This is a genomic window from Streptomyces sp. NPDC104307 (assembly GCF_055584045.1).
The window spans coordinates 15,295-32,919 of the sequence record NZ_JBVJMU010000002.1; the positions used below are offsets into that span (position 1 = coordinate 15,295).

Here is a 17,625-nt window from a genome sequence, read left to right on the forward strand (position 1 = left end):
CGGTGACGTTTCGTGCCACGTCGCCGCACTGTCGGCGGGTCCGCTGCTGGAGCCTTCACGGCCCTCCACACCCTTTACGTCCTTGAACAGCTTATGCCGTTTCGGTCCGGCAATCGGAGTCGAGCAGTGTTTGGGAACACTTGCACGCCTTGGGCGTATGGTTGCGGTTTCGCCCGACCCATCCTGCCCGACCTGCCCGTGACGCGCCTCCTGCCTCCCCGATACCCGCTCCGGCGCGGTCCATCCGGGGCCAAGGGCCGCCCGGTGACGCGGCGTCCCGGAAAGCCCCTGGTTACCCTTCGGTAGAGGTGACGTTTGCGCCCTCGCGGTACACGATGGGATGGCGTACGTGTACACATCCCGGGGGCGTGAATCCCTCAACCAGGCCCCGTAGCGCAGCACCGAACAGCGAAGGAACAGCGTGGCTTCCGGATCCGATCGCAACCCGATCATCATTGGCGGCCTTCCGAGTCAGGTCCCGGATTTCGATCCAGAAGAGACCCAGGAATGGCTCGACTCACTCGACGCCGCCGTCGACGAGCGGGGCCGCGAGCGGGCCCGCTACCTCATGCTCCGGCTCATCGAGCGGGCCCGCGAGAAGCGTGTCGCGGTGCCGGAGATGCGCAGCACGGACTACGTGAACACCATCGCCACGAAGGACGAGCCGTTCTTCCCCGGCGACGAGGACGTCGAGCGCAAGGTCCTCAACGCGACCCGCTGGAACGCGGCCGTGATGGTGTCGCGGGCGCAGCGTCCGGGGATCGGTGTCGGTGGTCACATCGCCACGTTCGCCTCCTCCGCCTCGCTGTACGACGTGGGTTTCAACCACTTCTTCCGAGGCAAGGACGATGGCAAGGGCGGCGACCAGATCTTCTTCCAGGGGCATGCCTCCCCCGGAATCTACGCTCGCGCCTTCCTGCTGGACCGGCTGAGCGAGACACAGCTCGACGCCTTCCGCCAGGAGAAGTCGAAGGCGCCGAACGGCCTGTCCAGCTACCCGCACCCCCGGCTGATGCCGGACTTCTGGGAGTTCCCGACCGTCTCGATGGGCCTGGGCCCGCTGGGCGCGATCTACCAGGCGCGGATGAACCGGTACATGGAGGCGCGCGGTATCGCGGACACCTCCGATTCGCACGTCTGGGCGTATCTCGGGGACGGCGAGATGGACGAGCCGGAGTCGCTCGGCCAGCTCTCCATCGCCGCCCGTGAGGGCCTGGACAACCTGACCTTCGTCGTCAACTGCAACCTCCAGCGGCTCGACGGCCCGGTGCGCGGCAACGGCAAGATCATCCAGGAGCTGGAGTCGCAGTTCCGCGGGGCCGGCTGGAACGTCATCAAGCTCGTCTGGGACCGCTCCTGGGACCCGCTGCTCGCGCAGGACCGCACGGGCATCCTGGTCAACAAGCTGAACACCACGCCGGACGGTCAGTTCCAGACGTACGCCACCGAGACGGGCGCGTACATCCGTGATCACTTCTTCGGTGACGACGCCCGGCTGCGGGACATGGTCAAGGACATGTCCGACCAGCAGATCCTGCACCTGGGGCGCGGCGGTCACGACCACCGCAAGGTGTATGCGGCGTACGCGGCGGCCAAGGCCCACAAGGGCCAGCCGACGGTGATCCTGGCGCAGACGGTCAAGGGCTGGACGCTGGGGCCGAACTTCGAGGGCCGCAACGCGACCCACCAGATGAAGAAGCTCACCGCGGAGGACCTCAAGCGCTTCCGGGACCGGCTGCACATCCCGATCGCGGACTCCCAGCTGGAGGACGGCAACCCGCCGTACTACCACCCGGGCCGCGACTCGGAGGAGATCCAGTACATGCACGACCGCCGCAAGGGTCTGGGCGGTTACGTCCCGACCCGGGTGGTGCGGGCGAAGCCGCTGGCGCTGCCCGACGAGAAGGCGTACGCGACCGCGAAGAAGGGCTCGGGCCAGCAGTCGATCGCCACCACCATGGCGTTCGTCCGCATCCTGAAAGACCTCATGCGGGACAAGGAGATCGGCAAGCGTTTCGTGCTGATCGCGCCCGACGAGTACCGGACCTTCGGGATGGACGCGTTCTTCCCGAGTGCGAAGATCTATAACCCGCTCGGTCAGCAGTACGAGTCGGTGGACCGCGATCTGCTGCTCGCGTACAAGGAGTCCCCGACCGGCCAGCTGCTGCACGACGGCATCTCGGAGGCGGGCTGCACCGCCTCGCTGATCGCCGCCGGATCGGCCTACGCCACGCACGGCGAGCCGCTGATCCCGGTGTACGTCTTCTACTCGATGTTCGGTTTCCAGCGGACCGGCGACCAGTTCTGGCAGATGGCCGACCAGCTCGCGCGGGGCTTCGTGCTGGGCGCCACCGCAGGGCGTACGACGCTGACCGGTGAGGGTCTCCAGCACGCGGACGGCCACTCGCAGCTGCTCGCCTCGACCAACCCGGGCTGTGTCGCGTACGACCCGGCGTTCGGGTACGAGATCGGGCACATCGTCAAGGACGGTCTGCGCCGGATGTACGGGGGGACGCCCGAGGAGAACGAGGACGTCTTCTACTACCTCACCGTGTACAACGAGCCGATCCAGCACCCGGCAGAGCCCGCCGATGTGGACGTCGAGGGCATCCTGCAGGGCGTCTACCGCTACAGCAGCGGCGAGAAGGGCGAGATCCCCGCCCAGATCATGGCGTCCGGTGTGGCGGTCCCGTGGGCGGTCGAGGCGCAGCGCATCCTCGCGGACGAGTGGAACGTGAAGGCGGACGTCTGGTCGGCGACCTCCTGGAACGAGCTGCGGCGCGAGGCCGTGGACGTGGAGCGGTACAACCTGCTGCACCCGGAGGAGGAGCAGCGCGTCCCGTACGTGACGCGCAAGCTCTCCGGCGCACAGGGCCCGTTCGTCGCGGTCTCGGACTGGATGCGGTCGGTGCCGGACCAGATCGCGCGCTGGGTGCCCGGTGCGTACCAGTCGCTGGGTGCGGACGGCTTCGGCTTCGCGGACACGCGGGGCGCGGCGCGCCGGTTCTTCCACATCGACGCGCAGTCGATCGTCCTGGCGGTCCTCACCGAGCTGGCGAAGGACGGGAAGGTCGACCGCTCCGCGCTGAAGACCGCGGTCGACCGCTATGAGCTGCTGGATGTGGCCTCGGCCGATCCGGGGGCCGCGGGCGGCGACGCGTAGCAGGACCGCACGGCGGTACGGGCGGGGCGGTGGGACCGGAAGGGTCCCGCCGCCCCGCGGCGTTTTCCCGGGTCAGTTCTCCCAGACCTTGAAGGCGCGGACCTGGTACGGGGACTGCGGCACCCAGGTGCCGCCGCCCGGGTAGGTGTCGAACTCCCCGGTCTCGCCGCACTCGGCCGACTGGTAGGTGGTGACCGGGCGGCCGGTGCGGTTGGCGAGCGCCTGGCCGGTGGAGCCCGTCGGCAGCGGCACACAGCTGTCGATGTCGATGGTGGACAGCTCGTGGACCTGGCGGCCGCCGGTGAACTCCGGCTTCGCCCAGAGGCAGAGCTGACCGCTCCCGCAGGCACCGAGCCGGACGGGCGCGGCCTCGGCCCGCGGCGCCAGGCCGGTGGGCAGTGCGGTGACGGCCAGGGCGGTGGCGGCCAGGACGGCGCCGACAACGGTTGTACGCATATGAGTGAACCCCCCGTGCTGATGTGGATCTTCCGCACCCAGCCTGAGCTGCGGGGCGGGCGTCCGGGAAGGGGCCGGGGGCACTGCCACCCTGATAGGCGACAGCCCCGCCGGAACGTTCCGGCGGGGCTGTCGCGTGCACTGTGTTGACGTCGTCCGGCGTCTGGACGGCGCCGGGACGGCGTCTGGACGGCGTCTGGACGGCGTCTGGACGGCGTCTGGACGGGGCGGTCGGATCAGATGTGACCGGCGCCCACGCCCGCCTCCGCGTTCTCACCGCGCTTGGTGAGGGTGGCGACCAGGGCCGCGATCACCGCGACGATGCCCGCGACCATGAACGCCGTGCTCATGCCGGACACGAACGTGTCATGGGCGACGTTCACGATCTTGCCGGTGACCTCGGGCGGGGTGCCCGGGGCGACCGGCGGAATGCCGACCTTGACGGCCTGGGACGCCTGGTCCAGCTGCTCGCCAGAGAGCGGGGGCAGCTGTGCGTCCTTCCAGTTGTCGGCGAGCTCGGCGTCGACCCGGGCGGCCATGATGGCGCCGAGGACGGCCGTACCGAGGCTGCCGCCGACCTGCATGGCGGCCTGCTGGAGGCCTCCCGCGACACCCGAGAGCTCCATCGGGGCGTTGCCGACGATGACCTCGGTGGCGCCGACCATGACCGGCGCGAGGCCGAGGCCGAGCAGGGCGAACCAGATCGACATGGTGACGGTGCCGGTGCCGACGGTCAGCTGGGACATGCCGAAGCACGCGATCGCGGTGCACACCATGCCGCCGACCAGCGGGACCCGAGGGCCGAACTTGGTGATCAGGAAGCCCGCCAGCGGAGAGGCGACGATCATCATCGCGGTCAGCGGCAGCAGGTGCAGACCGGCGTCGACGGCCTTCATGCCGTGCACGTTCTGGAGGTAGAAGGTGACGAAGAACAGGCCGCCCATGAAGGCGAAGGCCATCAGCACCATCAGGACCGTACCGGCGGAGAGCGGCACGGAGCGGAACATCGCCAGCGGGATCAGCGGTTCCCTGACGCGCTGCTGGACGAGGGCGAAGCCGACGAACAGGGCGACGGCGGCGATCAGGAAGCCGATCGTCTTCGGGTCGCCCCAGCCCCACTCCGAACCCTTGATGAGGGCCCAGATCAGGCAGAACATCGCGCCGGAGAGCAGCACGATGCCGGCGAAGTCGAAGGAGCGCGGCGCGTTCTCCGCGCGGTGGTCCTTGAGGATCAGCACGCCGAGCACGAGCGCGACCACGCCGACCGGCACGTTGATGAAGAAGACGGACTGCCAGCTGACGTGCTCGACGAGCACGCCGCCCAGGATCGGGCCGCCGGCGGTCGAGGCACCGATCACCATGCCCCAGATGCCGATCGCCATGTTCAGCTTCTCGGCCGGGAAGGTGGCGCGGAGCAGGCCGAGCGCGGCCGGCATCAGCAGGGCGCCGAAGAGACCCTGGAGCACCCGGAAGGTGATGACCAGGACGACGCTGCTGGAGAGGCCGATGGCCCCGGACGCCGCGGCGAAGCCCACGACTCCTATCAGGAAGGTCTGGCGGTGGCCGAACCGGTCACCGAGCTTGCCCGCGGTGATCAGGGACACCGCGAGGGCGAGCATGTAGCCGTTGGTGATCCACTGGACGTCCGCGAGCGAGGCGCCGAGGTCCTTCTGGATCGCGGGGTTGGCGATCGCGACGATCGTGCCGTCGAGCGCGACCATCATCACGCCGATGGCCACGGAGAACAGCGTCAGCCAGGGGTGGCCGCGCAGCCCCTTGGCGGGTGCGGGAACAGGGGCATCCCGGGGCTCCCGCGGTGCCTTTTCGACGGTGGTCTGACTAGTCATACCCGGAGATTAGTGTCAGTCGCTGACAGTTGACAAACCATTTCACAAGTCGGTAACTGTCACGTAGCTCACAGGTAAGCTGAGCTGGACAAAGCAGGGAAAAGAGGACCAGCTCAGTGACCGACGGGCAACAAGCCGCCGAGCATCCGACCGGACTGCGCGAGCGCAAGAAGCGCCGCACCCGGGACGCGCTGCTCCATGCCGCCCTCGATCTTTTCACCACCCAGGGGTACGAGGAGACCACCGTCGACGAGATCGTCGACGCGGTGGAGGTCTCCCAGCGCACCTTCTTCCGCTACTTCGCCGGCAAGGAGTCGGCCGCCTTCGCCGTCCAGGAGATGGTGGAGTCGCGCTTCATCGCCGAACTGAGCCAACGGCCCGCGCCGGAAGCCCCCTTCGAGGCGATGCGCCGCGCGGTCCTCTGCGCCTGGAACAGTATCGGGGAGGCCATCGAGGCCATCGTCCCGGTCGAACTCCACATGCGTACGTACCAGATGATCGAATCGACGCCCTCGCTGCTCGCCGCCCACCTGCGGCGCAGCAGTGAGCTGGAGAACCAGATAGCCCTGCTGGTCGCGCGCCGCGAGGGACTGGACGTCGAGCGGGACCCGCGCCCGCGCGTCGCCGTCGCCGCGTTCTGCGGGGTGATGAGGGTGACCGGCCAGCTGTGGGGGCACGGCCGGGAGACCAGCATGGACTCGCTGCGGACGCTGACCGAGGTGTATCTCGACCAGTTGGGGCCCGCCCTGGCCGGGGACTGGCGCACGCCCGCCCGGGGCCGTGTGCCGGATGTCTCGGACCCGGCGTATGGCCAAGGTCACAACACGCCGACCACGCAGAGCGGATGCGACATCTGCGGGGTGCCGAGCTCGGCGGAGCGTACGGGTGGCCCGTACGGAGCGTGAGGGAAGAGGCGTTCCATTCCCGACAGTCGGGTGATGTGTGTCACCCGCTCAACGGCGTGCGGCGCGCGTCTCCTAATGTGGGCCGCAGTGACTTCCTTCGATTCCTCCCCGACGCTCACCGCATGGCGCACTCTGCTCGCCATCGCGGTTGTGTTCGTGATGCTGGCGACCACTGGCTGGACCGCCGTGCGTCATCAAAGCTCCGACGAGCCACGCACTGTCGCACTCGCCTCCTGGGCCAAGGGTTCGATAGGGGGCCGCGCGCTTCCCCCCGCCGACGCCCAGCCGCACAGACTGGCGCACTTCTTCGCCACGCTCACGGCCGGGCAGCAGGTCCGGCTGGCGGACAAGTACCCGCTGGTGGTGGGCAATCTGAACGGCGCCCCGGTCACCCTGCGCTACCGGGCCAACCGGCTCGCGCTCGCCCAGGCGGGCACGGTCGAAGAGCGGCGGGCGCACGACAGCCGGCTCTCCGCCGAGGGCCGGGCGGAGGCGGTCCGCCGGCTGGACCGCTTCCGCTCGATGCTCGACCGGGACCGGCACTTCCTCGCGTTCGACCCGTCGGGCCGGGGCCACGCCGCCGAGGTCTTCGGTGATCTCGACCGGGCCGAGCGGGTCTCGGTGGTCGTACCGGGCGTCGACACCAATCTGCTGACGCTGGAGCGGACCGGGACCAAGACCAACGCCGCGCCCGTCGGCATGGCCAAGTCCCTGTACGCCGCCGAGCGGACCGCGGGCCCCGGCGTACGCACCGCCGTGATCGCCTGGGCCGACTACACCGCGCCCGCGGGCATCGGCATGGACGCCGCCCTCGGGAACCTCGCCCAGCGCGGGGCGGTCCGGCTCGACGCCCTAGTCGGCGCGCTCCCCGGCCGGACACCCGTCTCGCTGTTCTGCCACAGCTACGGCTCGGTCCTGTGCGGCGTGGCGGCGAGCGGACTGCCCGCCCGGGTGACCGACATCGCGGTCGCGGGCAGCCCCGGCATGCGCGCCGCCAACGCCGGCGCGCTGCACACCCGGGCCAATGTGTGGGCGATGCGGGACCACGACGACTGGATCGCGGACGTACCGAACCTTGAGTTCGCCGGGCTCGGCCACGGGGCGGACCCGGTCGATCCGGACTTCGGTGCCCGGATCGCGGCGGCGGGCGACGCGATCGGCCACAGCGGCTATTTCGAGCCGGGAACCGAAAGCCTCGGCAACTTCGCCGCGATCGGTGTCGGCACCTACGGTTCGGTCACCTGTGCGCGGGCCGACACCGGTTGCCACGAACGAATTTCCGGCAACGAGACGGTCTGACGCGCGTAGAGAGCCGTGCCGGTCGCGGATTGCCGTCGACTCGGAGGGGGGACGTGCGGGCAAGTGCCGCATACGATGAGGCACATGGGTGATGTGCTGGCCGGAATTCAAGCCACCTGGGAGTTCGACACCGACTCCGTGCTCATCCGCTTCGAACGGGGTATCCGCACGCCGAGGCTCTTCCAGAGCCTCCGTGAGCGCCGCGTCCCGCACGCGGCGCTGTCGTCGGTGACGCTGACTCCGGGCAAGCGGGGCACGGTGGTGCTGCGTGCCGTCCCGAGACCCGGCGCCGACCCGCTGCTGGAGGCCGCGGCCGGGCAGCTCAAGGACGGCTGCGACCCCTACCGCCTGGTGCTTCCCGCCGAGCGCGAGACGCTCGCCGAGTACTACGCGGACGAGCTGCGGGCCCGGCTGGGCCCCGACGCGGGTGAACCCGCAGAGCGCTTCCTGGTCGCGGCGCCCGAGGCACCGATGCGCTTCAAGGCGTACGACGGCCGGGCCAGCTTCGACGGGGACCGGATCTCCTTCCGGTGGTTCTGGACGGGCGCCTCCTCGGAGAAGTGGAAGGCGGGCGACCAGACGTTCCCGGTCACCGAGCTGAGCGGCGTCGAGTGGCGCTCCCCCGAGGCCTTCGAGGGCTATCTGCGGCTGGTACCGAGGGGGCTGGAGGCCACGGGTCCGGCCACGGCGGAGGGCACCGGCCTGGGCGGCGGCCTGGGCTCTGCGCTGTGCACGGGCACCGCGCAGAGCGCGCAGCCGGTGGCCGCACGGCCCACCCGGGCCGACGAGGACCCCGCCGCGGTGATCTTCGGCCTGGGCTACGGCCCGGTGCACGAGTCGCTGCCGTTCGCCGCGGCCGTGCTGGAATCCGTCCGCAGGAAGCAGACGGCGCCCGCGGCGACGGCCCTGGCATCCGCCGGGCGGCGCGACCCGGCGGACATCGCGGAGCGGATCCACCACCTCGGCGAACTGCACCGGGCGGGTCTGGTGACGGACGACGAGTTCAGCGCGAAGAAGGCCCAGCTGCTCGCCGAGCTGTAGCGGCGGCCTGTGCCGTACGAGCCCGGGGCGGGTCATACCCCGGTACGGGGCAGCCGCCGCACAACCGGAACCCCGGTATGACGCCAGGGGGCGGCTCCGCTGCCTACGCTGATCAGCCCATGCCCACTTACTCCACGCCCCCGCCCCCGTCGTCCCCGCCCGCGACGGACGGCCTGCTGAGCGCCGCCCGCCGCCATCTGGGCCCGATGGCGTACGGACTGGCCCATCCCTCCCATCCGCCGACGCCACTCCTGGCCGACGCGCAGAGACGCTGGCAGCGGGTCCTGCCGTACGTCGTCGTCGGCGCGCTCGCCGCGATCTTCATCCCGGTCACGATCACGGTCCTGTCCGACCAGTACGGCCTGAACGGCGCTCTGGCGGGCGTCCTCGCCGTCGGCCAGGGCGCGCCGCTGCTGATGCTGGCGCACCGGCCGTTGCAGGCCTGGTGGATCATCTTCACGGCCGACGTCCTGGGCGCGGTCCTGCTGCTCGGGCAGGACGCCGGGCAGCGCGACGCCTGGCCGTGGACCGCACCCGGCCAGATCGGCTACCTCTTCGTGCTCCTGGCGCTGGGCCTGCGCGAGCGACGGCAGACGCTGGCCGGAGTCTGGCTGGCGACCGGCGCCGCAGGACTCGTCCTGTATCTGGTCTCCTCCGACCACCGCACCGACAACTCGCTCCTGCTGTTCATCCTCAGTGCCGTGGTGCTGGTGATCGGCGCGGCAGTACGGGAACGCGGCGTCGCACAGCGCCGGCTGGCCGAGCAGGAGACCATCAGCGAGGCCGAGCGGGCGCGGCGCACGCTGCTGGAGGAACGCACCAGGATCGCCCGTGAACTGCATGACGTGGTCGCGCACCACATGTCCGTGATCACGGTGCAGGCGGACTCCGCCCCGTACCGGCTGGGCGGCCTTCCGGACGGTGTCCGCGAGGAGTTCGAGTCGATCGCCGCGAGCGCGCGGGAGTCCCTCGGGGAGATGCGGCGGCTGCTGGTGGTGCTGCGCAGCGAGGGCACGGAGGGCGAGCGGGCGCCGCAGCCGGGCCTTGACCGGCTGCAGCAGCTGGTGGAGGCGACGGTACGGGCGGGGCTCCCGGCCGAGCTGTCGCTGCCCGCCGGGCTGACGGGCCTGCCGCAGGCGGTCGACCTGTCCGCGTACCGGATCGTGCAGGAGGCCCTGGCCAACGTGGTCCGGCACGCGCCGGGTGCCCGGACCCGGGTGTCGGTCGGCTCCGACGGCGCACATCTGACGGTGCTGGTCGTCAACGGACCGCCGGAGCACACGGATTCGCCGCGCGGGCCGCTGGAGACGACGGGGACGGGACACGGGCTGGTCGGGATGCGCGAGCGCGTACGGTTGACCGGCGGCACGCTGGACACCGGGCCGCTGCCGGACGGGGGTTTCCGGGTGGCCGCGCGGCTGCCGCTGACCGCCGACGGCGCCTCTCCCGTTACGTCTCCGGAGGACTCTTGACCATCCGTGTGATCATCGTCGACGACCAGGCCATGGTGCGGGCGGGGTTCGCGGCGCTGCTCGCGGCACAGGCCGATATCGATGTGGTCGGTGAGGCGCCGGACGGGCGCCAGGGCATCGACGTCAGCCGCCGGGTCCATCCGGACGTGGTGCTGATGGATGTCCGGATGCCCGAGATGGACGGACTGGCGGCGGCACGCGAGCTGCTGAACCCTCCGGTGGGCGTGGCGCACGTGCCGAGGGTGCTGATGCTGACCACGTTCGACGTGGACGACTACGTGTACGAGGCGCTGCGCGCCGGGGCTTCCGGCTTCCTGTTGAAGGACGCGCCCCCGGCGGACCTGATCTCCGCGGTACGGGTGGTGGCGGCGGGTGACGCGCTGCTCGCCCCGTCCGTGACCCGGCGGCTGATCGCGGACTTCGCCCGCCGGCCGCCGTCCGGATCGGGGCGCGGCGGGGCGGCGCTGCGGCTGAACGGGCTGACGCCGCGCGAGACGGAGGTGCTGGAGCTGATAGCCCGGGGGCTGTCGAACCAGGAGATCGCGGGGCAGCTGGTGCTGGCGGAGCAGACGGTGAAGACGCACATCGGGCGGATACTCGCGAAGCTGGATCTGCGCGACCGGGCCCAGGCGGTGATCTTCGCGTACGAGGCGGGCGTGGTGGTACCGGGCGAGAGCCCCTGAAACCGGTACACCCCCTACCCCGGTATCACTCCTCGGTTGGCCCCTCGGTGTGACGCCCCCGCACCCGCCCTCTTCCTACCTTCCATCCCGTCGCGCCGAACGGTGTGACGGGATCCGGCTCGGCCGGAGGGGGAGGGCCCGATGCGCCGTTACGCGAGGACCTTGGTGGCGGTCGCCCTGGCGACCACGGTGGTGGCCGGGACGGCCGGCTGGGCTTCCGGCAACGCCCAGCAGGCGCTGACCGGGCCGCCGCCCGGTACCGCCGCCTGGCGGGCGGACCAGGTGCTGGGCCGGGAGCTGCCCGACCCGGAGCGGGACACGCCCGCCGAAGTGGCCGCGTTCTTCCGGGGGTTGAGCGACCAGGACCGGCAGACGCTGATCGCGCGGCACCCGCTCGTCGTCGGGAACCTCGACGGCGTACCGGCCGAGCTGCGCTACCGCGCCAACGCCCGTGCGCTCAAGGCCAGTCACGACCCCCGGTACGCGCATCTCGCCGCGGACCCGCACCGGCAGATCCTCGCGTTCGACCCGCGCGGCCGGGGTCAGGTGGCCGAGGTCTTCGGTGACCTGAGGGCCGCGCGGCAGGTCTCCCTGGTGGTGCCGGGCTCCGACATCGACGCCGGGACCTTCGACCGCCGCACCGATGTGTACGGCACCCCGGCCGGCATGGCCAAGTCCCTCTACGCGCGGACCGGCCGGGGCAGCGCCGTGATCGCCTGGGCCGGGTACACCACCCCCGTCGGCCTCGGCGTGGACGCGGCGACCGGTTCGCTCGCGGAGGCCGGGGCCGACCGGCTGACCCGGTTCGACGACGGGCTGGCCGCCGACGGTGTGCCCACGCCCGCCGTGTTCTGCCACAGCTACGGCTCGGTCGTCTGCGGCCTCGCCGCGTCCCGGCTGCGCGCCACGGACCTGGTCGTCCTCGGATCGCCCGGGATGCGCGCCGGCAACGTCCGCGACCTGCACACGGATGCCCGGGTGTGGGCCGCCAAGGACCCGAGCGACTGGATCGACAAGGTGCCCCACGTCGAGTTCGCCGGGCTGGGCCATGGCGCCGACCCGACGTCCGCCTCGTTCGGCGCCCGCCGGGTGCCTGCGGCGGACGCCCACGGACACACCGGGTACTTCGTTCCCGGAACCGAATCGCTGCGTGCCTTCGCCGCGATCGCCCAAGGCACGTACGCCAAGGGCTCGTTGGCCTCCAAGGGCTGATCGCTGTCGATGGCCGTTCGCGTCCAAGGGCTGATCGCTGTCGATGGCCGTCCCTGCCCGAGGGCTGAGCGCGCCCGGCGGCCGGGCGCGGTCAGCCGTCGTCGCTATTCGCGGGCGGTGGCGGTCGAGCTCATGTCCGGGTAGCGGTCCCCCGCGACCTGGCCGGCGATCGGCTCCAGCTGGTCCAGCTCCTCGGACGTCAGCGTGATCCGGGTGGCGCCGACGTTCTCCAGCAGGCGGCTGCTCTTGCGGGTGCCCGGGATCGGCACCACGGCCAGTCCGTGCACCTGGGCGCGCTGCTGCACCCAGGCCAGCGCCACCTGGGCGGCGGTCGCCCCGTGCGCGGCGGCGATCTTGCGGACGGGCTCCAGCAGCGCGGAGTTCGTCTTCGCGTTGTCGCCGGTGAAGCGCGGCTGGAACTGGCGGAAGTCGTTCTTCGACAGGTCCTTGCCCGCGTCCGCGAAGGACCCGGTCAGGAAGCCCCGGCCGAGCGGCGAGTAGGGCACGAGGGTCACACCGAGCTCCACGGCGGCGGGCACCGCGCTGCGCTCGCTGTCCCGGCTGAACAGCGACCACTCGGACTGGAGGGCGGCGATCGGGTGCACGGCGTGCGCCTCGCGCAGCTCCGCACCCGTCACCTCGCTGAGCCCGAGCTGCTTGACCTTGCCGGCCTGGACCAGCTCGGCCATGGCGCCGACGGACTCGGCCAGCGGCACGGCCGGGTCGCGGCGGTGCATGTAGTAGAGGTCGATCACGTCGGTGCCCAGGCGCCGCAGGCTGTTCTCGACGGCCTGCCGGATGTACGCGGGGTCGTTGCGGATGCCCCGGTAGTGCGGGTCGTCGTCCCGGCGCTCGATGGCGAACTTGGTGGCGAGGGTGATCTCGTCCCGGTGCGCCCCGACGAACGGTGCGATGAACGTCTCGTTGGCGCCGCTGCCGTAGATGTCGGCGGTGTCGAAGAGCGTGACACCGGCCGCCAGGGCGGTCTCCAGCGTCTCGCGGGCGGCGGACTCGTCGGTGTCCCCGTAGAACTCGCTCATGCCCATGCAGCCGAGCCCCTGGACGCCGACCCGGGGGCCGCCCCTGCCGAGCTCCGCGGTGGCGATCTTGTTGTCAGTCATCAGGTACTTGACCTCTCCGGCGCCCGTCGGGCGCCCGCATAAAAGTCGATCTTGTGGTCGAGTACGGCGAGGGTGTCCTGGAGCTCCGCGATCCGCGTCCTCACGTCGCGGCGGGTCGCCTCCAGCAGTTCCTGCCGTTCCTCGAAGGTGTGGTCGCCCTCGCGCAGCAGCTCCGCGTAACGGACCATGTGGGCGACCGGCATCCCGGTCAGCCGCAGCTTGCCGACGAAGGTCAGCCAGTCCAGGTCACGGTTGGTGAAGCGGCGCTGGCCGGTGTGTGACCGGTCGACGTGCGGCATCAGTCCGATCCGCTCGTACCAGCGCAGCGTGTGTGCGGTGAGCCCGGTGAAGGCGACCACCTCGCTGATCGTGTACTGGTCCTGCCCCTCGGGGCGCGGGTGCGCCTTGGGGGGCGATACGCAGATATCGGTCCTCGTCGAAGTCGTCGTGGTCTCCATCACCGTCATGCCTCCACGCTAGAACCCTGGAGTGCACTCGAAGCAAGCGCAACCGGAGCCGATTTTCCGCCGATGACCGTTCGGGCCGCCGACGACCGTTCAGGCCGCGGAGTGGCTGCCGGATGCGCGCGGTGCCTCGCCTCGGGCGGCGTTGAGCTCTGTGCTGAGCCCTTCCAGTCCGGCGGCCAGGGCGCGGCGTTCGATGGCGGACATGTTGTCGATGGCCTGGTGGAGCATGGCGTCACGCTGTTCGCGGATGCGTTGCAGGTGTTCCTTGCCCGTGGCGGTGAGGCGCAGGCCGATTTCGCGGCCGTTGTGGGGGCTGGGCAGCCGTTCGAGGAAGCCGATGGCCTGGAGGCGGTCGCACATGCGGGTGACGGTGGGGGGCGCGGAGGCGAGGCGCTGGCACACGGTGCGCATCCGTATGCCGTCTTCGCGGTCCACGACGTACATCAGGCGGAGCTGTGACGTGGAGCCGGGCGCTGTCATACCGGCGGTGGCGTTTCTGGCGTGGTCCCACATCACGTCGAGGAGTTCGACGATGGAGCTCGCGGAGTCGGTCGCCTCCTGCCAGATCCTGCCGGGGGCGGCATCCGGTGCGGTCATGATTGCCCGTCGGTGTGTGCTTCTGCCCGGCGGATGTCCGGGCAGTGGCTCAGGTGGCGCAGTCCGGCCCGATGGGGCGGACCGCCGTGGCGCTTTCCTCTGTCAATGGATCCCTCACGGCCTCGCGGAGGGGCTGGGCCGTGAGGTGACCAAGGGTACCGGTGAGGTTCAGGAGCCGGTCGAGTCTCGCGGTCCGGTCATCCAGGTGCAGTCGAACCCCTGCTTGGGCCGTGCGGCGGCCGATCATCAGCAGAGCGGACAGGCCCATGGAGTCGACGGTGCCGAGATCCGCGCAGTGGAGGTGCAGGTCCCGCAGCGCGGGCCGGGCCGCGAGCTGGGCGGTGACCTCGTTCAGGAACAGGCCGGCGCTGTCGTAGTCGAGGTCACCGTCGGCCTCTATACGGATGCTGTCCTCCGTGTCGACCGTGGTCAGGCGCAGGTGATGGGGTTGTGTGGTCATGCGGTGTTCCCGGCTGCGGTGAAGGGGTCGGTGGTCAGGGTGTGCGTCCCGGCCCGGAGGATGCGAACGGCTCGGGGGAAGTCCTTGAGGTCGCGGGCCAGGAGCTCCAGGGCCGGCGGCAGGCTGCGGGCGGGGACGCCCCGGGCCACGAGGATCCGCGCGGTCCACGTGATGAACCAGGTGAAGAGTTCGTCGTCGTCGAGGTACAGCGAGGTGGCCAGGAACTCCACGATGTGGGCGATGTCCTCCGCGGTGCGCTCGCGCTGGGCGGCGCTGTAGGCGCGCATCGCGGGAAACGCGTCCTCAAGTGCCGTGCAGACACTCTGTACGAGCGAGGCGCTGCTCCGGGTGACCACGGTGTACTCCTGGTCACTCAGGTGCGGCAGGTCATCGAACTGCTGGTGATCGGTCTCCGGTAGCGGCAGCGTCCGCCCGGCGAGCAGGTCGGCGGCGGCGCGGGCGTCGGGGGCCCAGATGTCGGCGCCCAGCAGCGTCGCGTACCGGCCGTCGGGCCCGAAGGCGGCGCCGCCGACGAGAACGGGGACACCGACGGCCTGGCACGCGGTGATCGCCGCGTGCGCGGTGGGCAGTCTGGTGGCGATCGAGCTGGAGAGCGCCACCGCGTCGGCCCGGGTGCTGTGCAGGTGGGCGATGAGATGCGGGGTGGGGACCTGGGCGCCGAGGTAGTCGACCCGCCAGCCGCGCAGTTTCAGGACCTCCGCCAGGAGGCGGGCGGGCAGCCCGTGCCACTCGCCGTCCACACAGGCCACGGTGATCCGGCCCCGGGTCACCGTGGTGCGGGCGGCGGGGTGCACGCTCAGCGCGGCGACGGCACGGTCGTTGATGGCGGTCGCCGCGTGCTCCTGGGCGACGCTGAGCCGGGCGGCCGCCCACTCCTCACCGACGCGGCCCTGGACCACGGCGATCACGTCCAGCAGGACGCTCTCCGGGTCGGCCCCTTCGTCGAGCAGGCGCAGTACGAGCTCGGTGGCCGCGTGTTCGTCCGCGACCGAGACCACGTTCCACAGCAGCTCCGCCGACCGCGCCGGGTGTTCGAGAAGCGGCGTGCTCGTACTCATCCGGTGAACCTGCCCCGGGTGTGCCCGTCCACCGCACTGAGGTGGTGCGTGCGAGGGGCGGAGATCACGACGACGGCCATGTCGTCGTGCGGGCGGCCCCCCAGCCACTGGGCGGCCAGCATCTGCACGTGTTCCACGATTCCCTCGGCCGGTGTGCCGACGCAGCCGGAGAGGGCGCGCTTGAGGCGCTCCTCACCGAACAGGGCATCGCCCATCGGCCCGCCCTTGGCTTCGGTGATGCCGTCGGTGTACAGGACGCAGGACTCCCCGGGTGCGAGGGACACGGCGACGGTGCTGGAGGTGATGTCCGGGATGGCACCGATCAGGGTGCCGGTGGTGTCGGTCTCCTCGACGGTGCCGTCCGCGCGGATGATGAGGGGGCTGGGGTGGCCGCCGCTGGTGAGCTTGAGGTCGACCGAGTTGCCGCTCCGGATGACGGAGGCCAGGACCAGGGTCGCGAAGCGGGTGTGGTGCGAACTGAGCAGTGCGGTGTTCAGCAGGCTCAGCATCCGCTGGTGGTCGTCGGCCAGGGGCAGCAGAGCGTGCAGGGTATTGCGGATCTTGCCCGTCAGTACGGCGGCTTCCAGGCCCTTTCCGCAGACGTCCCCGAGCGAGACCAGGGAGGCTTCGCCCTCGACCGTGGCGGGGTGGACGTCGTAGAAGTCGCCGCCGATGCGCTCGTGGTCCGCGGAGGGCCGGTAGGCACCGGCGAAGTCCACTCCGGAGATGTGGTGCAGGGTGGGGGGCAGGAGCTCACGCATGAGGACCTCGGTGATCGCCGCCTGCTCCGTGTACAGCCGTGCGGCCGACATCGCCGCACCCGCGCGGGCGGCGAACAGCCGGGCGAACACCTCCTCGTCGTCACTGAAGGCGGTGCTCTGCATCCTTCGCAGGAGGACGAGCGCTCCGGCGGCGACACCGTGTCCGGGCAGCGGGGTGATCACGATCGACCCGACCGGGCCGAACCCCTCCGGCACCATCCAGCCGGGCGCCGTGAGCGGGTCGATCCACCGCGAGGGCACCGGCGGGAACCCTCGCAGGGCCTCCCCCAGCCCCGGCACGTCGTCGGGGTCCACCGCAACGGCCGACGCCTCGGGGACGCCGCCGCGCAGGCAGGTCACCACCGGCAGCCGATGCCCACGAGCCGGTGCGATCGCCAGTGCCGCGTCGGCGAGGCTCTCGGCGGCCATCTGCGCGGTCATGTCCATGCAGCGCCCCAGATTCAGGGACGAGAGCAGGACGCTGGACGCCTTCCCCAGGAACGCGGCCCGCTCCCGCTCCGTGTGCAGGGCCTCCCGGGCAAGCTGGTGGTCGGTGTCGTCCACCAGCCACCACGCCACAGAACCGCCCTTCCGCACGGTCGGGTGCGCCTCGAAACGGCGCTCCCCGATCACACCGCGCAGGGGCCCCTCCGCGTCCGGGACCGCGTGCGGGCCGGGACGGGTCAGCGTGGCGTGTGCCGTCCAGAGCCACGGCGGGACCGCGTCCACCAGTGGTGTGCCCGGGACCGCTGCGGGCAGGAGAAGACGTGCGGCTTCATTGCACCGCACGACAGCGCCCTCGACGTCAGCGATCAGGACCGGGTACGGGGCCCGGCCCCGTCGACGGCCAGGCGCCATGTCCGCGACGGTCTGCGCTTGAGTGGAAACCACAACTTGAGGACCCGCTGAGCGAATCCCTCACCTCATCAACTAGACGATTGCCTGAAGGCAACAATCTCGCACGAGGTCACCGCCTGACAACCCGCACCCCTTCCCGCGCGCACATTTCGTGCGGAAGATCGCACTTTCCGCACACGAGAAGCACACAACCCGCATTTGAGG

General features: G+C 70.9%; 14 protein-coding genes and 1 pseudogene. 7 read left to right on the forward strand and 8 right to left on the reverse strand.

The window, feature by feature from the left end:
- Window positions 1–421: 421 nt before the first annotated feature.
- Window positions 422–3,163, forward strand: coding sequence for a pyruvate dehydrogenase (acetyl-transferring), homodimeric type (gene aceE / locus ACZ601_RS06790; protein ID WP_469533943.1), 2,742 nt, complete (start codon window positions 422–424; stop codon window positions 3,161–3,163).
- A 72-nt stretch (window positions 3,164–3,235) separates the two neighbouring features.
- Here the strand turns inward: aceE and ACZ601_RS06795 are convergent, their stop codons facing one another.
- Window positions 3,236–3,619, reverse strand: a complete 384-nt coding sequence (locus ACZ601_RS06795) for a peptidase inhibitor family I36 protein (protein ID WP_469533946.1) — start codon at window positions 3,617–3,619, stop codon at window positions 3,236–3,238.
- A 236-nt stretch (window positions 3,620–3,855) separates the two neighbouring features.
- Window positions 3,856–5,343: an MFS transporter gene (locus tag ACZ601_RS06800; protein ID WP_469535237.1), complete on the reverse strand. Its 1,488-nt coding sequence runs from the start codon at window positions 5,341–5,343 to the stop codon at window positions 3,856–3,858.
- 239 nt (window positions 5,344–5,582) lie between these two features.
- Here ACZ601_RS06800 and ACZ601_RS06805 point away from each other — a divergent pair.
- The 6 genes and pseudogenes from ACZ601_RS06805 to ACZ601_RS06830 all read left to right on the forward strand — a co-directional run.
- Window positions 5,583–6,236 (forward strand): annotated as a pseudogene (locus ACZ601_RS06805) (TetR family transcriptional regulator); the annotation flags it as partial.
- A 222-nt stretch (window positions 6,237–6,458) separates the two neighbouring features.
- Window positions 6,459–7,670 carry an alpha/beta hydrolase gene (locus ACZ601_RS06810; RefSeq protein ID WP_469533949.1) on the forward strand — a complete coding sequence of 404 codons (1,212 nt, stop codon included), beginning with the start codon at window positions 6,459–6,461 and terminating at the stop codon, window positions 7,668–7,670.
- Between the two features lie 84 nt (window positions 7,671–7,754).
- Complete coding sequence (locus ACZ601_RS06815) at window positions 7,755–8,711, forward strand: DUF4429 domain-containing protein (protein WP_469533952.1); 957 nt, start codon at window positions 7,755–7,757, stop codon at window positions 8,709–8,711.
- Between the two features lie 119 nt (window positions 8,712–8,830).
- The gene (locus ACZ601_RS06820) at window positions 8,831–10,183 is read left to right on the forward strand and encodes a sensor histidine kinase (protein ID WP_469533954.1); all 1,353 of its coding nucleotides are present in this window, start codon (window positions 8,831–8,833) and stop codon (window positions 10,181–10,183) included.
- Window positions 10,180–10,866 (forward strand): response regulator, encoded by a 687-nt coding sequence (locus ACZ601_RS06825; RefSeq protein ID WP_469533956.1) that lies wholly within the window; start codon window positions 10,180–10,182, stop codon window positions 10,864–10,866. Before ACZ601_RS06820 ends, ACZ601_RS06825 begins: the two co-directional genes overlap by 4 nt.
- A gap of 141 nt (window positions 10,867–11,007) precedes the next feature.
- Entirely contained in the window at window positions 11,008–12,078 is a 1,071-nt protein-coding gene (locus ACZ601_RS06830) for an alpha/beta hydrolase (protein ID WP_469533958.1), read from the forward strand.
- 104 nt (window positions 12,079–12,182) lie between these two features.
- On the opposite strand, the gene ACZ601_RS06835 is transcribed toward ACZ601_RS06830, so the two are convergent.
- The 6 genes from ACZ601_RS06835 to ACZ601_RS06860 form a co-directional block, all read right to left on the reverse strand.
- A complete protein-coding gene (locus tag ACZ601_RS06835) occupies window positions 12,183–13,199 on the reverse strand; it encodes an aldo/keto reductase (protein WP_440574615.1) in 1,017 nt (338 codons plus the stop codon).
- Complete coding sequence (locus ACZ601_RS06840; RefSeq protein WP_469533962.1) at window positions 13,199–13,666, reverse strand: MerR family transcriptional regulator; 468 nt, start codon at window positions 13,664–13,666, stop codon at window positions 13,199–13,201. The genes ACZ601_RS06835 and ACZ601_RS06840 overlap by 1 nt, the downstream gene beginning before the upstream one ends.
- A gap of 90 nt (window positions 13,667–13,756) precedes the next feature.
- Complete coding sequence (locus tag ACZ601_RS06845) at window positions 13,757–14,263, reverse strand: MarR family winged helix-turn-helix transcriptional regulator (protein ID WP_469533964.1); 507 nt, start codon at window positions 14,261–14,263, stop codon at window positions 13,757–13,759.
- A gap of 49 nt (window positions 14,264–14,312) precedes the next feature.
- Window positions 14,313–14,723, reverse strand: a complete 411-nt coding sequence (locus ACZ601_RS06850) for an STAS domain-containing protein (protein WP_469533967.1) — start codon at window positions 14,721–14,723, stop codon at window positions 14,313–14,315.
- On the reverse strand, window positions 14,720–15,802 hold the full coding sequence (locus ACZ601_RS06855; protein WP_469533971.1) for a cobalamin B12-binding domain-containing protein: 1,083 nt from the start codon (window positions 15,800–15,802) through the stop codon (window positions 14,720–14,722). Before ACZ601_RS06855 ends, ACZ601_RS06850 begins: the two co-directional genes overlap by 4 nt.
- The gene (locus ACZ601_RS06860) at window positions 15,799–17,421 is read right to left on the reverse strand and encodes a PP2C family protein-serine/threonine phosphatase (protein WP_469533974.1); all 1,623 of its coding nucleotides are present in this window, start codon (window positions 17,419–17,421) and stop codon (window positions 15,799–15,801) included. The genes ACZ601_RS06855 and ACZ601_RS06860 overlap by 4 nt, the downstream gene beginning before the upstream one ends.
- Window positions 17,422–17,625: the final 204 nt, after the last annotated feature.

Excerpts from the sequence above, each read along its gene's own strand:
- ACZ601_RS06845 (WP_469533964.1), bottom strand. The coding sequence starts at position 14,263 with ATGACCGCACCGGATGCCGCCCCCGGCAGGATCTGGCAGGAGGCGACC.
- ACZ601_RS06855 (WP_469533971.1), bottom strand. The coding sequence starts at position 15,802 with ATGAGTACGAGCACGCCGCTTCTCGAACACCCGGCGCGGTCGGCGGAG.
- ACZ601_RS06800 (WP_469535237.1), bottom strand. The coding sequence starts at position 5,343 with ATGATGGTCGCGCTCGACGGCACGATCGTCGCGATCGCCAACCCCGCG.
- ACZ601_RS06850 (WP_469533967.1), bottom strand. The coding sequence starts at position 14,723 with ATGACCACACAACCCCATCACCTGCGCCTGACCACGGTCGACACGGAG.
- ACZ601_RS06820 (WP_469533954.1), top strand. The coding sequence starts at position 8,831 with ATGCCCACTTACTCCACGCCCCCGCCCCCGTCGTCCCCGCCCGCGACG.
- ACZ601_RS06815 (WP_469533952.1), top strand. The coding sequence starts at position 7,755 with ATGGGTGATGTGCTGGCCGGAATTCAAGCCACCTGGGAGTTCGACACC.
- ACZ601_RS06830 (WP_469533958.1), top strand. The coding sequence starts at position 11,008 with ATGCGCCGTTACGCGAGGACCTTGGTGGCGGTCGCCCTGGCGACCACG.
- ACZ601_RS06835 (WP_440574615.1), bottom strand. The coding sequence starts at position 13,199 with ATGACTGACAACAAGATCGCCACCGCGGAGCTCGGCAGGGGCGGCCCC.
- ACZ601_RS06840 (WP_469533962.1), bottom strand. The coding sequence starts at position 13,666 with ATGACGGTGATGGAGACCACGACGACTTCGACGAGGACCGATATCTGC.
- ACZ601_RS06795 (WP_469533946.1), bottom strand. The coding sequence starts at position 3,619 with ATGCGTACAACCGTTGTCGGCGCCGTCCTGGCCGCCACCGCCCTGGCC.
- ACZ601_RS06860 (WP_469533974.1), bottom strand. The coding sequence starts at position 17,421 with ATGGCGCCTGGCCGTCGACGGGGCCGGGCCCCGTACCCGGTCCTGATC.